At 38.7% G+C, this 17,171-nt stretch carries 17 protein-coding genes; 16 read left to right on the top strand and 1 reads right to left on the bottom strand.

Translation table 11 applies throughout. The features are described 5' to 3' along the window. The first annotated feature begins 88 nt into the window (after positions 1-88). The 10 genes from lepA (at position 89) to deoC (ending at position 12,336) form a co-directional block, all read left to right on the top strand. The gene (gene lepA / locus TR08_RS09645; protein WP_045517751.1) at positions 89-1,924 is read left to right on the top strand and encodes a translation elongation factor 4; all 1,836 of its coding nucleotides are present in this window, start codon (positions 89-91) and stop codon (positions 1,922-1,924) included. 258 nt (positions 1,925-2,182) lie between these two features. Further along, entirely contained in the window at positions 2,183-3,325 is a 1,143-nt protein-coding gene (gene hemW / locus TR08_RS09640; protein ID WP_045517887.1) for a radical SAM family heme chaperone HemW, read from the top strand. A gap of 123 nt (positions 3,326-3,448) precedes the next feature. After that, positions 3,449-4,480: a heat-inducible transcriptional repressor HrcA gene (gene hrcA, locus TR08_RS09635; protein ID WP_045517749.1), complete on the top strand. Its 1,032-nt coding sequence runs from the start codon at positions 3,449-3,451 to the stop codon at positions 4,478-4,480. 104 nt (positions 4,481-4,584) lie between these two features. Beyond that, positions 4,585-5,175 (top strand): nucleotide exchange factor GrpE, encoded by a 591-nt coding sequence (grpE, locus tag TR08_RS09630; RefSeq protein WP_045517748.1) that lies wholly within the window; start codon positions 4,585-4,587, stop codon positions 5,173-5,175. 33 nt (positions 5,176-5,208) lie between these two features. After that, the gene (gene dnaK, locus TR08_RS09625) at positions 5,209-7,041 is read left to right on the top strand and encodes a molecular chaperone DnaK (protein WP_045517747.1); all 1,833 of its coding nucleotides are present in this window, start codon (positions 5,209-5,211) and stop codon (positions 7,039-7,041) included. A 205-nt stretch (positions 7,042-7,246) separates the two neighbouring features. Further along, positions 7,247-8,377 (top strand): molecular chaperone DnaJ, encoded by a 1,131-nt coding sequence (dnaJ, locus tag TR08_RS09620; protein ID WP_045517746.1) that lies wholly within the window; start codon positions 7,247-7,249, stop codon positions 8,375-8,377. Between the two features lie 17 nt (positions 8,378-8,394). After that, positions 8,395-9,336 (top strand): 50S ribosomal protein L11 methyltransferase, encoded by a 942-nt coding sequence (gene prmA / locus TR08_RS09615; RefSeq protein WP_045517744.1) that lies wholly within the window; start codon positions 8,395-8,397, stop codon positions 9,334-9,336. Positions 9,337-9,428: 92 nt separating this feature from the next. Then, positions 9,429-10,181: a 16S rRNA (uracil(1498)-N(3))-methyltransferase gene (locus tag TR08_RS09610; RefSeq protein ID WP_045517736.1), complete on the top strand. Its 753-nt coding sequence runs from the start codon at positions 9,429-9,431 to the stop codon at positions 10,179-10,181. 5 nt (positions 10,182-10,186) lie between these two features. After that, positions 10,187-11,545, top strand: a complete 1,359-nt coding sequence (gene mtaB / locus TR08_RS09605; protein ID WP_045517734.1) for a tRNA (N(6)-L-threonylcarbamoyladenosine(37)-C(2))-methylthiotransferase MtaB — start codon at positions 10,187-10,189, stop codon at positions 11,543-11,545. A 116-nt stretch (positions 11,546-11,661) separates the two neighbouring features. Then, on the top strand, positions 11,662-12,336 hold the full coding sequence (deoC, locus tag TR08_RS09600) for a deoxyribose-phosphate aldolase (protein WP_045517732.1): 675 nt from the start codon (positions 11,662-11,664) through the stop codon (positions 12,334-12,336). A gap of 194 nt (positions 12,337-12,530) precedes the next feature. Here deoC and TR08_RS09595 read toward each other — a convergent pair whose 3' ends face one another. Continuing rightward, a complete protein-coding gene (locus tag TR08_RS09595; protein ID WP_045517731.1) occupies positions 12,531-13,463 on the bottom strand; it encodes a Na/Pi symporter in 933 nt (310 codons plus the stop codon). Positions 13,464-13,675: 212 nt separating this feature from the next. On the opposite strand from TR08_RS09595, the gene rpsU reads away from it, so the two are divergent. From rpsU to TR08_RS32465, 6 genes are all read left to right on the top strand, one after another. After that, positions 13,676-13,849, top strand: a complete 174-nt coding sequence (rpsU, locus tag TR08_RS09590; RefSeq protein ID WP_007087607.1) for a 30S ribosomal protein S21 — start codon at positions 13,676-13,678, stop codon at positions 13,847-13,849. Positions 13,850-13,864: 15 nt separating this feature from the next. After that, positions 13,865-14,311 carry a GatB/YqeY domain-containing protein gene (locus tag TR08_RS09585; RefSeq protein ID WP_045517727.1) on the top strand — a complete coding sequence of 149 codons (447 nt, stop codon included), beginning with the start codon at positions 13,865-13,867 and terminating at the stop codon, positions 14,309-14,311. Between the two features lie 115 nt (positions 14,312-14,426). Continuing rightward, positions 14,427-15,062 (top strand): NfeD family protein, encoded by a 636-nt coding sequence (locus TR08_RS09580; protein ID WP_045517724.1) that lies wholly within the window; start codon positions 14,427-14,429, stop codon positions 15,060-15,062. A 50-nt stretch (positions 15,063-15,112) separates the two neighbouring features. Continuing rightward, the gene (floA, locus tag TR08_RS09575) at positions 15,113-16,078 is read left to right on the top strand and encodes a flotillin-like protein FloA (protein ID WP_045517878.1); all 966 of its coding nucleotides are present in this window, start codon (positions 15,113-15,115) and stop codon (positions 16,076-16,078) included. Positions 16,079-16,113: 35 nt separating this feature from the next. After that, positions 16,114-16,545 carry a hypothetical protein gene (locus TR08_RS09570; protein WP_045517722.1) on the top strand — a complete coding sequence of 144 codons (432 nt, stop codon included), beginning with the start codon at positions 16,114-16,116 and terminating at the stop codon, positions 16,543-16,545. A gap of 394 nt (positions 16,546-16,939) precedes the next feature. Then, positions 16,940-17,101 carry a hypothetical protein gene (locus TR08_RS32465; RefSeq protein ID WP_193747706.1) on the top strand — a complete coding sequence of 54 codons (162 nt, stop codon included), beginning with the start codon at positions 16,940-16,942 and terminating at the stop codon, positions 17,099-17,101. The last annotated feature ends 70 nt before the right edge of the window (positions 17,102-17,171 follow it).

The raw sequence follows: 17,171 nt of genomic DNA, 5'->3' as shown, positions 1-17,171 counted from the left end.
GCTATTTTTATTGTCATTGAATCTTGATTATTCTACTGATATAATCAAAAATAGTGTACTTGTGCGAGTTATAGTAGGAGTGAAATACATGAACAGAGAAGAAAAACTAAAAAGACAATCAAAGATAAGAAATTTCTCGATTATTGCCCATATTGACCATGGGAAATCAACATTAGCTGACCGTATTTTAGAAAAAACGAATGCATTAACTTCCCGTGAAATGAAGGCTCAGCTTTTAGATTCGATGGATTTAGAAAGAGAACGCGGAATTACAATAAAATTAAATGCCGTGCAATTAAAATACAAAGCAAAAGATGGTGAAGAGTACACCTTCCATCTCATTGATACACCTGGACACGTCGATTTTACCTATGAGGTTTCTCGTTCACTTGCTGCTTGTGAAGGTGCTGTTTTAGTCGTTGACGCAGCACAAGGGATTGAAGCACAAACCTTGGCGAACGTTTACCTTGCACTAGATAATAATCTTGAAATCTTACCGGTTATTAATAAAATCGATCTACCAAGTGCTGAGCCTGAAAGAGTCCGTAATGAAATCGAAGAGGTTATTGGTCTTGATGCTTCTGAAGCAGTGTTAGCATCTGCTAAAGCAGGTATTGGGATTGAAGACATTCTCGAACAGGTAGTAAAAACAGTTCCTGCTCCGACTGGTGACCCTGATGCTCCATTAAAAGCACTAATTTTTGATTCCCTTTACGATGCCTATCGTGGTGTAGTGGCCTACATTCGAGTTGTCGAAGGAAGCGTAAAAGTGGGCGATAAAATTAAAATGATGGCGACAGGTGCAGAATTTGAAGTGAATGAAGTAGGGGTATTCACACCAAAATCATTGCTTCTAGACGAGCTAACTGTTGGGGACGTTGGATTCTTGACTGCATCTATTAAAAATGTAGGGGATACTCGTGTCGGTGATACGATTACAAACGCAAAAAATGGAGCAACCGAACCTCTGCCTGGATATCGTAAATTAAACCCAATGGTGTATTGTGGGCTTTATCCAATCGATACAGCAAGGTTTAATGATTTACGGGAAGCATTAGAGAAGCTTCAGTTAAATGATTCTGCACTTCAATTCGAGCCTGAAACTTCTCAAGCACTTGGCTTTGGTTTTCGCTGTGGGTTCTTAGGACTTCTTCATATGGAAATCATCCAAGAGCGTATTGAGCGTGAATTCAAGATTGATTTGATTACAACCGCTCCGAGTGTTATCTATGATGTACACATGACAAATGGCACTCAAATAAAAGTGGATAACCCTTCAAATCTTCCGGATCCACAGAAAATTGATCATGTTGAAGAGCCTTACGTAAAAGCAACGATGATGGCTCCAAATGAATATGTCGGTGCGATTATGGAGCTGTGTCAGCAAAAGCGTGGTATTTTTATGAATATGGAATACCAAGGTGAAAACCGTGTAAGCATCATCTATGAAATTCCGTTAGCAGAAATTGTTTATGATTTCTTTGATCAACTTAAATCTAGCACCCGAGGCTATGCATCATTTGATTATGTATTAATTGGCTACAAACCGTCTAGCTTGGTTAAGATGGATATATTGTTAAACGCTGAAAAGGTGGATGCCTTAAGCTTTATCGTTCATAAAGATTTTGCCTACGAACGCGGCAAAGTCATTGTTGAGAAGCTAAAGGAATTAATCCCAAGGCAGCAATTCGAAGTTCCTGTCCAAGCCGCTATTGGTCAAAAAATTGTTGCTCGTTCAACCATTAAATCCATGGGTAAAAACGTATTGGCTAAATGTTATGGGGGAGATATCTCTCGTAAACGAAAGCTGCTCGAGAAACAAAAAGAAGGTAAAAAACGGATGAAACAGGTTGGTTCTGTCGAGGTCCCACAAGAAGCCTTCATGGCTGTCCTAAAAATGGATGATAACAATACAAAAAAATAAAAAATGAAACGGGAGGTTGGGATGTCTATTTATAGGCGAAATCCAGCCTCTTTTTTACAAGAAAAAAATGTCTAGCTGCAGCGCCTAGGGGCTCTAAGGTCTAAGTCAATCCGTCAGAAAGGTTAAAGAACAACCTTCCCGCCGGCTCGTCTTATGCCTGTCGCCCCTGGACACTAAGGAAAGCTCCTTAGATTAACTCCGCAGGAACAAGCTGTGCTTGTTCCGAAGGCGCTTCCGCTTTTCCAGGAAGGTGAAAGTATGATTAATGCTGCTTATCTCCATATACCCTTTTGTGAGCATATTTGCCATTACTGTGATTTTAATAAAGTATTTCTTAAAGGGCAGCCAGTGGATGAATATTTGCAGGCACTTGAGCAAGAAATGGTCCTAACATTAAACAAATATCCAACTGACAAAATGCAAACCATTTTTGTGGGCGGTGGGACACCGACCTCCCTAAATGAAAAGCAGCTTGAACGGTTTTGCGAAAGTATAACCCGGAACTTACCGATGAGTAGAAATGTTGAATTTACTTTTGAAGCAAATCCAGGTGATTTAACAAAAGAAAAGTTACAAATATTAAAAGATGCAGGTGTAAACCGCCTTAGTCTTGGTGTTCAAACCTTTAATGATGAATTATTAAAGAAAATTGGTCGTGTCCATCGTGCAAAAGATGTTTACCAAACAGTAGAGAATGCAAAGTCTATTGGCTTCAAAAATATTAGCATTGACTTAATCTTCAGCCTGCCGACCCAAACCATTACTGACTTTAAAGAGTCATTGACTCAAGCTTTTACATTAGACATTCAACATTATTCGGCCTATTCGTTAATTATTGAACCTAAGACAGTTTTTTACAATCTTATGCAAAAAGGCAAACTCCCTACACCGGGAGAGGATACGGAAGCAGCAATGTATGAACTGCTTATGGAGCAAATGGAAAAGCACGGATATAATCAGTATGAAATTAGTAATTTTTCAAAGCCTGGCTATGAAAGCAAACATAACCTAACATACTGGAATAACGATTCCTATTATGGGTTCGGTGCAGGTGCTCACAGCTATGTGAATGGCTGGAGACGCTCGAATGCAGGACCATTGAAAAAATATATGGAACTAATTGATAACGGGAACATCCCTATCTTTCAGGAGCACCAAACTTCAAAAGCAGAACAAATAGAAGAAGAAATGTTTTTAGGTCTGCGAAAAACAGATGGAGTATCTATATCCCGTTTCATCGGAAAATTTGATATTGACCCACTGGAAATATTTGAAAATGAGATTTCTGATTTGATTGCTAAAAAATGGATAGAAGTAAAAAAAGATAATATATATTTAACTAAAACAGGGCGGCTTTTAGGAAATGAGGTTTTTCAATCATTTTTAGGGGTTACGAACTAACAGCTATCTAGGTAGCTTTGCGATTTCTTAGTATCAAATGATTGACACCATCCCCCTATTTTTGATAATTTATTAATAGAATTAGCACTCAGCTTCAATGAGTGCTAACAGAGGTGATGAAAGGTGTTAACAGATCGTCAATTATTGATTCTTCAGGTTATTGTTGATGATTTTATTCGGTCTGCACAACCTGTCGGCTCAAGGAGTTTGTCGAAAAAGGATGAAATATCATTTAGTTCGGCTACTATTCGCAATGAAATGGCTGATCTCGAAGAATTAGGCTATATTGAAAAAACGCATACTTCTTCTGGTCGTGTTCCTTCTGAAAAAGGCTATCGGTATTATGTGGATCATTTACTGTCGCCTCAAGCATTAAACAAGCAGGATATTTCGATTATTCAATCTATTTTTGCGGAAAAGATTTTTGAGTTTGAGAAAATCATTCAAAAATCAGCAAGAATTTTATCTGAACTAACTAATTATACTTCTATCGTTTTAGGTCCAGCTGCAAGCTTCAATAAACTTAAAAGAATACAAATCATTCCTTTAAACAAGGAAACTGCAGTAGCAATCTTTGTAACTGATTCGGGTCATGTTGAAAACCGTACATTCTATTTGCCCCCTACAGTCGATGCCAGTGATTTGGAAAAGACAGTCAACATTTTAAATGAGCGTTTAACTGGGGTAGCACTTGAAGATTTAAATGATAAAATCTACAAGGAAGTAGCAATGTTGCTAAGGCAGCATATCCGTAATTATGATTTAATGATGCATACCATTGCTGATTCACTAAAAATGCCGGTTAATGAAAAGCTCTTTTTTGGCGGGAAGACCAATATGTTAAGCCAGCCAGAGTTTCATGATATCAGCAAAATTCGGACACTCTTACAAATGATTGACCATGAAGAATGGATTTACCCTTTAATTAAGAATGACTCAGCTGGTATCAACATAAAAATCGGCAGAGAAAACAATAACAGTGCAATGGAAAATTGCAGCCTTATTACCGCAACCTATTCGGTCGGAGCAGAAAGTTTGGGCACCATTGCCATTCTTGGACCAACTAGAATGGAGTATTCTCGGGTTATTAGCTTGCTGCAGTTTTTAAGCAAGGATTTAACCTCTGTGTTAACCAACCTGTATCAAAAATATTAGGGCTGGAAATATTGAGTAAGGGTGAAATGCTCTGGTTCACCCCCTTTTCTCATGAAATCATTTATTCAATATATGTTTATCAATCCTTTAAGGAGGTGAGTAAGTTGACAGAAGAAAAGAATAACACGCTTAATGAGGAAGTTGAATCACAAACGAATGAACAAGCAGAACTTACTGATGAGGAAGTTGAAACTGTTTTTGCTGAAGATAAGGATTCAGAAGAGGAATCTATTGCTGTAGACTATGCTGCTGAGATTCAAGTGCTTACTGGTAAGTTAGAAGAAGCAGATAATCGTTACCTGCGACTTCAAGCTGATTTTGATAATTTCCGCCGTCGTACTAGGTTAGATATTGAGGCGGGTCAAAAATATAATGCACAAAAATTGGTCACAGAATTGCTTCCAGCTCTAGATAACTTTGAAAGAGGCTTAAAAATAGAAGCTGATAATGAGCAAACCAAATCTTTGCTTCAAGGCATGGAAATGGTATACCGCAGTTTAGTTGATGCCTTGAAAAATGAAGGTGTCGAGCCAATTGAAGCTGTTGGTAAAGAATTTGATCCAAACTTCCATCAAGCCGTTATGCAAGGGGAAGATGAGAAATATGGTTCAAACATTGTGACTGATGAATTTCAAAAAGGGTACATGTTAAAGGATCGTTTGATCCGCCCATCAATGGTTAAGGTAAATCAATAAAACCTACATATTATTATCTAGGAGGAAAAGGTTATGAGTAAAATTATCGGTATTGACCTTGGTACAACAAACTCATGTGTTGCTGTTCTTGAAGGCGGCGAACCAAAGGTTATTCCAAATCCAGAAGGAAACCGTACAACACCATCTGTGGTAGCATTTAAAAACGGTGAACGCCAAATCGGGGAAGTGGCTAAGCGTCAGGCTGTTACGAACCCAAATACCATCATGTCCATTAAGCGTCATATGGGAACAGAATATAAAGTTGAAGCAGAAGGTAAAAATTATACACCACAAGAAATGTCAGCCATTATCCTTCAATATTTAAAATCATATGCTGAGGATTATCTTGGAGAGCCAGTTACAAAAGCAGTTATTACTGTACCGGCTTATTTTAATGATGCAGAGCGTCAAGCAACAAAGGATGCAGGTAGAATTGCTGGTTTAGAAGTTGAACGTATTATTAACGAGCCAACTGCAGCAGCTCTAGCTTTCGGTTTAGATAAAACTGACCAAGACCAAACGGTCCTTGTCTATGACCTTGGCGGCGGTACATTTGACGTATCGATTCTTGAACTTGGTGATGGCGTATTTGAAGTAAAATCTACAGCAGGTGATAATCGTCTTGGCGGCGATGACTTTGACCAAGTCATTATCGACTACCTAGTAGAGCAATTCAAAAAAGAAAATGGTATCGACCTTTCTAAAGATAAAATGGCATTACAACGCTTAAAGGATGCTGCTGAAAAAGCGAAAAAGGATTTATCAGGTGTAACTTCTACTCAAATCTCTTTACCGTTTATCACAGCTGGAGCAGCTGGACCGCTTCACCTTGAAGTGACAATGTCTAGAGCTAAATTTGATGAGTTATCTGCTCATTTGGTAGAACGGACAATGGGACCAACTCGTCAAGCGTTAAGTGACGCTGGTTTATCCCCTTCACAGCTTGATAAGGTAATTCTTGTTGGTGGGTCAACTCGTATTCCTGCAGTTCAAGAAGCAATCAAAAAAGCAACAGGCCAAGAGCCACACCGTGGAGTTAATCCGGATGAAGTAGTAGCGATGGGTGCTGCTATTCAAGGCGGCGTTATCACAGGTGATGTTAAAGATGTAGTTTTACTTGACGTTACACCACTATCACTTGGTATTGAAACAATGGGCGGCGTCTTTACAAAATTAATTGACCGTAACACGACAATTCCAACATCAAAATCACAAGTATTCTCAACTGCAGCTGATAACCAAACAGCGGTCGATATCCACGTTCTTCAAGGGGAACGTCCAATGGCAAATCTAAATAAAACATTAGGCCGCTTCCAGTTATCTGATATCCCGCCAGCACCACGTGGAATTCCACAAGTTGAGGTAACGTTTGATATCGATAAGAACGGTATCGTAAATGTACGTGCAAAAGACCTTGGTACAAATAAAGAGCAGCAAATTACGATTAAATCTTCAACTGGTCTTTCTGATGAAGAAATTCAAAAAATGGTCAGAGAAGCAGAAGAAAACGCTGAAGCTGACAAACAACGCAAAGATGAAGTGGAGCTTCGTAACGAAGCAGACCAGCTAGTCTTCACAACTGAAAAAACATTAAAAGACTTAGAGGATAAAGTGGATGCTTCTGAAGTTGCAAAAGCAAACGAAGCAAAAGATGCGTTAAAAGAAGCTATTGAGAAAAACGATCTTGAAGAAATCCGTGCTAAAAAAGACGCTTTACAGGAAATTGTTCAAGCATTAACTGTTAAGCTATATGAACAAGCTGCCCAACAGGCCGGGGGAGCACAAGGTGCAGAAGGCGGAGCGACTAACCCTAAAGATGATAATGTAGTCGATGCTGAATTTGAAGAAATCAAAGACGAAAAATAAAAATTTCTTTTAAACCTATGAAAAAGTCAAAGTCAGCATCGGCTTTGGCTTTTTCTTTGTCAATTGTGTTTTTATTGTCCAGCTCCAGGCGCTATCGGCTTATGCTAGTCGCCGATAAGCAAGCGCCTTGCGCATTTTTTATTGCAATGACCATCTTATGAATGTTAGAATAATCTTTATGTGAAAGATTCGGGAGTGGTAATCAATGAGTAAACGAGATTACTATGAGGTGCTTGGTGTTAGTAAAAGTGCTTCTAAGGATGAGATAAAAAAGGCATATAGAAAGCTCTCTAAACAATATCATCCAGATATTAACAAAGAGCCTGATGCTGCAGATAAATTTAAAGAAATCGCTGAAGCTTATGAGGTTTTAAGCGATGATCAAAAAAAGGCTCACTATGATCAATTCGGTCATACAGATCCAAATCAAGGCTTTGGCGGAGGCTCCGATTTTGGCGGAGGCTTTGGCGGCTTTGAAGATATTTTTAATACGTTCTTCGGCGGCGGAGGCGGATCGCGTCGACGTGATCCAAATGCGCCAAGACAAGGTGCAGACCTGCAGTACACGATGACTATTACGTTTGAGGAAGCAGCGTTTGGAAAAGAAACAGATATTGAAATCCCGCGTGAAGAAACATGTGGTACATGCAGCGGCTCAGGCGCTAAAAAAGGTACAAACCCAGAAACATGTCAGCACTGTCATGGAACAGGGCAGTTAAATGTTGAGCAGAATACACCATTTGGCAGAGTCGTTAATCGCCGTATTTGCCATCATTGTAATGGTACTGGTAAAGAGATTAAACATAAATGTTCAACCTGTGGCGGCGCTGGTAAAGTGAAAAAACGGAAAAAAATCCATGTTAAAATTCCTGCCGGTATTGATGATGGTCAACAGTTAAGGATTTCTGGACAAGGTGAGGCTGGTATTAACGGAGGTCCATCTGGAGATTTATATATTGTTTTCCACGTAAGGGAACATGAGTTTTTTGAAAGAGATGGCGATGACGTTTATTGTGAAATGCCTATCACCTTTGTTCAAGCATCACTTGGTGATGAAATTGAAGTACCAACTTTACATGGAAAAGTTAAATTGAAGGTTCCTGCTGGAACACAAACAGGAACTAAATTCCGACTTAAAGGTAAAGGGATACCGAATGTCCGTGGTTATGGAGTAGGAGACCAGCACATAATCGTTCGAATGATTACTCCTACAAAATTAACAGATAAACAAAAGCAGCTTCTTCGTGAGTTTGCAGATCTAAGTGGTAACTCACCAATAGGTGAACATGAAGAAGGCTTCTTCTCAAAAGTAAAACGAGCCTTTAAGGGCGAGTAAGGATTGGAGTTGGTAGAATGAAGTGGTCTGAACTTAGTATTCACACTACAAACGAAGCGATTGAACCAATATCGCATATTTTACATGAGGCCGGTGCTAGCGGCGTAGTAATTGAAGATCCTTTTGAGCTAACAAAGGAAAGGCAAGATCAGTTCGGGGAAATCTACCAACTCAATCCAGAGGATTACCCTGAAGAAGGTGTTATCGTAAAAGCATATTTACCTGTTAATAGTTTTTTAGGTGAAACTGTAGACGCGATTAAAGAATCCATTAATAATCTTATTATCCACAATATCGATATTGGGAAAAATAAAGTAACAATAAGTGAAGTAAATGAAGAAGAGTGGGCTACTGCTTGGAAGAAATATTATCATCCTGTTAAAATTTCAGAGAAGTTTACGATTGTTCCTACTTGGGAGATATACACTCCAGTCAGCAGTGATGAATTAATTATTGAACTGGATCCTGGGATGGCTTTCGGAACCGGAACGCATCCAACTACGGTCATGTGTATCCAAGCTTTAGAAAGGTCTGTTCTACCAGGTGACAGGGTAATTGATGTTGGCACTGGCTCTGGTGTCCTTAGTATTGCTGCTGCCATGTTAGGCGCAGAAGATGTCCGTGCCTATGATTTAGATGAAGTAGCTGTAACTTCAGCGAGACTCAACATAAAACTTAATAAAGTAAGCGACAAAGTAACCACTTCGCAAAATAATCTCTTAGATGGTGTTGAAGAGAATTCTGCAGATGTTGTTGTTGCTAATATATTAGCTGAGGTTATTTTACGATTTACAGATGATGTAGCACGTGTTGTTAAACCTGGAGGAACTTTTATTGCTTCAGGAATTATTCAGCAGAAGAAAGATCAAGTAAAAGAAGGACTAGTTCAGTCTGGATTTGAAATCACTGAAACCATCTTAATGGAAGATTGGGTTGCGATTATTGCGAAAAGGGTATAATTCTTAAAAAAGGGGATAATACCCCTTTTTTCTATTTTCCCTTCTTTAAAGGGGACATTCATTAAAGTAAAATGTTTAAAGGGGTGCATCGTGTGCAACGCTACTTTGTTAAACAACGAGCAAATGAAAATAGTTTTGTGATTGATGCGGATGACCGCCATCATATTATCAAGGTTATGCGCATGGAAATCGGGGACAAAATCATTTGTGTTAATCCAAAAGGGGATGCGGCAGTTTGTGAAATTGCAAAAATTACCGATGAACAAGTCGTTGCAGACGTTGTACAATGGAAAGATGAGAAGTCAGAGCTTCCTATTTCGATTACGATTGCAAGCGGACTTCCAAAAGGGGACAAACTTGACTGGATTATTCAAAAAGGTACTGAACTTGGTGCCCGCGAATTTATTCCTTTTGCTGCGCGTCGTTCTGTCGTAAAATGGGATGATAAAAAAGCCGGTAAAAAAGTAGAGAGATGGCAAAAAATTGCCAAAGAAGCTGCGGAGCAGTCCCATCGTGGATTTGTACCCGAAATTATTAGCCCAATGAATTTTAAAGCTTTGATAGAAAAAAGTAAAAATTTTCATTATAAGTTAGTTGCATTCGAAGAAGAAAGCAGAAGTGGTGAAACATCTATTTTTTCTGCAACGTTACAAAAGATGAAACAAGGGGATTCACTTCTTCTTGTGTTTGGTCCCGAGGGAGGACTGGCGGAAGAAGAGGTGCAAGTTTTACAGGAAAATGGTTTTGCCCTTTGTGGATTAGGTCCACGTATTTTAAGAACGGAAACGGCGCCCTTATATGCTTTAGCGGCGATTTCCTATCATTTTGAATTATTGAGGAGATGAATACAATGCCAACAGTCGCTTTTCATACACTTGGATGTAAGGTGAATCATTATGAGACTGAAGCAATCTGGCAATTGTTCAAGCAAGAAGGCTATGATCGAGTTGAATTTGAATCAATCTCTGATGTTTATATTATTAATACTTGTACGGTAACAAATACAGGCGATAAAAAAAGCCGCCAAGTGATTCGCCGTGCGGTTCGAAAAAATCCGGATGCAGTTATTTGTGTGACTGGATGTTATGCACAAACTTCTCCAGCGGAGATTATGGCGATACCTGGAGTTGATATCGTAGTTGGTACTCAAGATCGGGTGAAAATGCTTGAATACATTGAACAGTATAAAACAGAACGCCAGCCAATTAACGGTGTCGGAAATATAATGAAAAACCGTGTATATGAGGAGCTTGATGTTCCCGCGTTTACCGATCGTACACGTGCATCGTTAAAAATACAAGAAGGCTGTAACAATTTCTGTACTTTTTGTATTATTCCGTGGGCTCGTGGTTTAATGAGATCACGTGATCCAAAGGAAGTAATTCGCCAAGCACAGCAGCTAGTTGATGCTGGTTATAAAGAGATTGTGCTAACGGGTATTCACACGGGTGGATACGGCGAGGATATGAAGGACTACAATCTTGCCCTGCTTCTCCGTGACTTAGAAGCGCAGGTAAAAGGATTAGAACGACTTCGAATTTCTTCCATTGAAGCAAGTCAAATTACCGATGAAGTAATTGAAGTGATAAAACACTCAAATATTATTGTTCGGCATTTGCATATTCCAATTCAATCTGGATCAAATACCGTATTAAAAAGAATGCGTCGAAAGTACACGATGGAATTCTTTGGCGAAAGACTGGATCGTCTTAAAGAGGTACTTCCTGGACTTGCTGTTACTTCTGATGTTATCGTGGGTTTTCCAGGTGAAACGGAAGAAGAATTTATGGAAACATATAATTTTATTAATAATCATAAATTTTCAGAACTACATGTTTTCCCATACTCTAAGCGGACAGGAACGCCTGCTGCCCGTATGGAAGATCAAGTCGATGAAGAGGTTAAGAATGAACGTGTTCATCGCTTAATCACCCTTTCTGATCAGCTGGCGAAGGAATATGCATCACAATTTGAGAACGATGTATTAGAAGTGATTCCTGAAGAAGAATTCACATCTGGAATGTATGTCGGCTATACAGATAATTATTTGAAAGTGGTATTCCCTGCAACAGAGGATATGATTGGTAAAATAGTTAAAGTAAAAATCTCTAAAGCTGGTTATCCGTACAATGAAGGTCAATTTGTCCGAATTGTAGAAGATGAAACCGTAAAAGCAGAAGTGTTTAAAAAAGAAGAAGCTGCCATATAAGGACCTATTTAGGTCCTTTTTTTCATTTTATTTTGGGTATCCTATTGTTAGGGAGCAAATTTTTTTTACCTTAAGAACCATATAAAGTTACACAGGAATCGAAAGGGGCTTGTATAATGGCTACTACAAATGTTGCAGCAATGATTGACCATACTCTGTTAAAGGCGGACGCAACCCGCCAACAAATTGAAACCCTTTGCCAAGAGGCAAAAGAACATAAATTTTTTTCAGTTTGTGTAAACCCAACTTGGGTTAGTACAGCAAGAGATTTATTAAGTGGCAGTGGTGTTAAGGTGTGTACCGTTATTGGTTTTCCACTTGGAGCAACAACACCGGAAACCAAGGCTTTTGAGACAAATAATGCCATTGAAAATGGTGCCGATGAAGTTGATATGGTCATTAACATCGGTGCTTTAAAGGATAAAAATGACGAGTTAGTTGAAAAAGATATTCGTGCAGTTGTTGAAGCTGCAAGGGGCAAAGCATTAATAAAGGTGATTATTGAAACAAGTTTGCTTACAAGGGAAGAAAAAATTCGTGCAAGTGAACTAGCAGTAAAGGCTGGGACAGATTTTGTAAAAACATCAACAGGGTTCTCGACCGGTGGAGCTACGGTTGAAGATATTAAGTTGATGAGAGAAACGGTGGGACCTAATATTGGTGTAAAAGCCTCCGGTGGGGTTAGGAATACGGAGGATACTGAAAAAATGATTCAAGCGGGTGCGACGAGAATTGGCGCAAGTGCTGGGGTTGCCATACTTCAGGGGCTAACGGTTACTTCGGATTACTAAGTAAATTTTTAGAAATACCACAGTTTATAGAACTGTGGTATTTCTAAATCATGGATAAAACCAGTTTGGCACGTAAATCTGTAAAACGGCACGTAAATCTGAAAAAGGTCATTTTGTTGGGATCTAGGATTAGAATCATCACATAGAAATCGGCTCAAACGAATGACAATGACCTTGACCTGGCTACGCCAGGCTTATTTATTTTGTTTTCCACCATGTACCTTCAGTATCATTACTCCGAATTTCGTTGCAAATGGCAGGACTATTATGGATGAAACCACATTAAATATCACACTAATATGTGCTAGCTGAATCATTTTTTCCTCGGCTAACAAATGAGCATTCTCGGACAATGCTGGGATAAAGGGAGTAAAGAGTAGCACACCCGCCACATTGAGCCAAACGTGTGCGAAGGCTGCCAATCTTGATTCTTTCCCGCCTCCAATTGAAGCAATCAGTGCCGTAATACATGTCCCGATATTGGCGCCAAACACGATAGCAATACCTGCATCAAGATGAAGTAGACCAACTGTTAAAAACCCCATGGTAATACCGGTCATAGCTGTACTGGATTGAATAATGGCAGTAATAACTGCCCCAGTTAAAATACTTAATAAAATATTATCGTTTATGGAGAGGATAAAATTATTGATAAATGGGAGAGCAGTTAATGGCTGAGCTAAAAGCTCAAAACCTTTCATTGCTGTAAATACTGAGGCGATTCCAAAGGTGACCATGCCGATGCTTCTAATTTTTATAGGTTTAAAAAAGGTAAGTAATACTCCAATAATAGCAAGCGGAACTAAGACTTTATCAAGATTGAAAGTTATGAGCTCTGTTTTAAAGGTTGTGCCGATATTCGTACCTAAAATGATTCCAATCGATTGTGGAAAAGTCATGATCTTTGCTGAAATTAATCCAATCGTGATCACCATTACTGCCGAACTACTCTGCAATAACGCAGTAACAAACGTTCCTGTTACCATACCTTTTAGTGGTGTACTTGTAAGTTTGGTTAACCATCCTTTTAGTTTATTACCTGACAGATTAAATAATCCAAACCTTATAATAGTCATGCCAAATATAAATAATAAGATAAATAAAATAAATAATAGTATGTATAGCATGTCTTCACCCCTCCCTAAATTGTATGCCTGAAGGAGGAGGACATGCCAAATTTCTGGTGGGTTGTTCAAAAAATTGTGGATTTATGAATAAAAATATCAAAAGCTTGTTTCATCTCTAGAAATACAGTTGACCTTGTTTCTATGTTATATTATAATTGCAAGGTACATGGATTGAATGTAAGTGTGTTGTGTTTCGGAGGGAGGGAAAGAGAATGTCTAAAACCGTCGTTCGTAAAAACGAATCGCTTGAAGATGCTCTTCGTCGCTTCAAACGTACAGTATCAAAAACTGGTACTTTGCAAGAGGCAAGAAAGCGCGAATTCTACGAAAAGCCAAGTGTAAAGCGTAAGAAAAAGTCTGAAGCAGCAAGAAAACGTAAGTTCTAAGAGAGGGTGTAATTTATGAGTCTTCTCGAGCGTTTAAATAGTGACATGAAACAAGCGATGAAAAATAAGGAAAAAGACAAACTCACAACGATTCGGATGGTAAAAGCTTCATTGCAAAATGAAGCGATTAAGCTTGGTACAAAAGAGCTCTCCGATGAAGCTGAGTTAACAATCCTTTCTCGCGAAGTAAAGCAACGCAAAGAATCCCTCCATGAATTTGATAAAGCAGGTCGTCAAGACCTTGTTGATAAATTGCGTGCAGAGTTGGCTATCGTCGAACTGTATTTACCGAAGCAGCTTTCCGAAGAAGAGTTGTCAGAAATTGTTAAAGAAACAATCTCTGAGGTCGGTGCAAAATCAAAAGCGGATATGGGAAAAGTGATGGCTGCGATTATGCCTAAAGTAAAGGGTAAAGCAGACGGTTCACTTGTAAATAAATTTGTACAACAACACCTTTCATAATTATTCTGACAACCAAAGCCGCAAGCGTTTAGCTTGCGGTTTTTCAATTTGAAAAAATGAAACTTAATTGGATATGAAACGTATACATAATGTCGACATGAAGGGAGGATAAAATATGGTTGAGTTTCTAACAAACCCAATCGTTGTAACATTGCTATTAACTATTGCAGGGGCAGCTATTGTATATGAGTTGTTTTCGTCAAAGTTTGGAATATCAGGATTCATAGGTTTATTTGCTTTACTTCTTTTCTTTTATGGACATTTTCAAGCGGGTCTTGCAGGTTTCGGAACAATCATGTTATTTGCCGTAGGAATCATGCTAATTTTCTTAGAATTTTTTCTTCCAGGAGCTATTTCAGGAACACTAGGGTTGGCAGCATTAATAGCTAGTCTTTTTCTAGCAGGGGAAAATCCTTTGAATATGGGAATCTCCATCTTTATTGCCATCGGTGTTTCAATCGCAATACTTTTGATTATGATTAAGGTTTTAGGCAAAAAAATGGTTTTATTTAATCGGATGATTTTGTTTGATACAGCAAAAAAAGAAGATGGCTATGTATCTAACGTGAATCGAACAGATTTATTAGGTAAAGAAGGTACTGCGCTGACTGTCTTAAGACCGTCAGGAACAGCGATTTTCAATAATGAAAGAATAGATGTTGTAAGTGAAGGCGATTTCATTGATCAAAATATCAAGATCACGGTCATAAAGGTCGAAGGAGTACGTATCGTAGTTAGAAAAGTAAATTAGTTACTAATAAGGAGGTAATTGCTGTGGAATTAACGAGTGGAAGTCTATTTATGATTGGTATTATCGTTGTTGCGCTAATTTTTCTCGGAATATTATTATCCTTTGTTCCGGTAATGCTTTGGGTTTCTGCCCTTGCTGCTGGGGTAAGAATCAGTATTTTTACATTAGTAGGGATGAGACTTAGACGGGTTACGCCGAGCAGAGTAGTAAACCCGCTAATTAAAGCGCATAAGGCGGGTCTAAATGTAACAACGAATCAGCTTGAAAGTCATTATTTAGCTGGTGGGAATGTGGATAGAGTGGTGAATGCTTTAATCGCTGCCCATCGTGCAAACATAGAGTTATCATTTGAACGCTGCGCTGCAATTGATTTGGCTGGTCGTGATGTATTAGAAGCCGTACAAATGAGTGTTAACCCGAAAGTAATTGAAACACCGTTTATTGCTGGTGTTGCCATGAATGGTATAGAAGTAAAAGCAAAAGCGAGAATTACCGTACGTGCTAATATCGACCGTCTTGTCGGGGGTGCGGGTGAAGATACTGTCGTAGCTCGTGTAGGTGAAGGGGTTATATCGACGATTGGTTCCTCACTCGACCATAGTAAAGTACTTGAGAACCCTGAACTGATTTCGCAAACAGTCTTAGCCAAAGGATTAGATGCTGGTACCGCTTTTGAAATTCTTTCGATTGATATTGCTGATGTTGATTTAGGTCGAAACATCGGTGCTGAGCTGCAAACGGAGCAAGCTGAAGCCGATAAGAAAATTGCCCAAGCAAAAGCAGAAGAGCGTAGGGCGATGGCTGTCGCTACAGAGCAGGAAATGAAGGCGAGAGTAGAAGAAATGAGAGCAAAGGTTGTAGAGGCAGAGGCAGAGGTGCCACTGGCAATGGCAGAAGCATTAAAATCCGGTAATATCAGTGTCATGGAATATATGAATTATAAAAATATTTCTGCTGATACAGACATGCGCGGATCTATCGGAAAGATGACGGGTGATAAAAAAGACGACCGCTAAACCGCCGATTGATTTCGTAGAGAAGGAGGGTGGGCATGGAAACAATCTTATTTTTGATTATCGCTGGAATTCTCTCAACAATCTTTGGTAAAGCAAAGGGTAAAAGTAGTCCTGGACGAACAAAACCATTTACGACAAAAGGGTTTAATGACTTTCGTACCCAAGTTGAACAACAAATGATGAGTAAGCCGAGAAAATCAGGTCAAATCTCAACGGGTCATCCTGTTAATCTAGAGGCAAAATCGCAGAGTAAGGGGGAGAAATATCAAGAAGTAACGCAGAAGCCTGTTGTATCAAGAATACAACTGGACCAGATGCAACCTATTGAATCCACCATATTAGAAGTTGAGTCTGACGATGTTCCAATTGAAAAACCAGATGAAAAAACGATCATTAATGGGATTATTTGGGCGGAAATTCTTGGTGAACCACGATCCAAAAAACCATATTTATTGAGAAAGCGATGAATTAATAATTTTAAATCCTCAAGTATAAATAGAAAAAGAAGTGCTAGAACCCCCTGTAGATCATTTCATAATATGAGATAATCTACAGGGGGTTCCTTTTTAATGTTAATATACTTCTTAGAAATACTAACTAAGAGGTGTAAGTATTTTAAAGAACAATGGGAGATAGCTTTAAACACACCGTTAAGCGATTCTAAAGGAAGCCTAACAAGGAAGTATCCAAGAAGCTAATAAAACCATTGAGAAGCTAAATAAACGTCTTATAAAGGCTAAGGAAAGTTATCTAGATGATATATTCACTAAGCAGGAATATTTAGATGTTAAGAAGAAAGCTGAAGAAGAGATAATAACGGTAAAGGCTTCTATCCAAGAACTACAGGATAAATTAGATTTAATGGATACAGATAAGGTTACTTCAGGTTATAAAGATAAGTTACGGTTAGTGGGATTGATTAAGGAACAGTTCAATATACCGTTTACTAAAGGTGTAATGATATTTAAAGAACTACCTGAAGTTGAATATGATGTAATTGAATTAATGATTGCACCAAAGTAAGCGGTACTGTTTATTATAGCAGTACCCTCTTTTTTACAAAGATAAGAAAGTGTATAATTCCTTTATTGAA

The sequence above is a fragment of the Neobacillus niacini genome (assembly GCF_000759675.1).
In the GTDB taxonomy this organism is placed as follows: Bacteria; Bacillota; Bacilli; order Bacillales; family Cytobacillaceae; genus Neobacillus; species Neobacillus niacini_A.
Note: the sequence above shows the minus strand (reverse complement) of the source record. Positions and strands in the feature narration are given on the sequence as shown.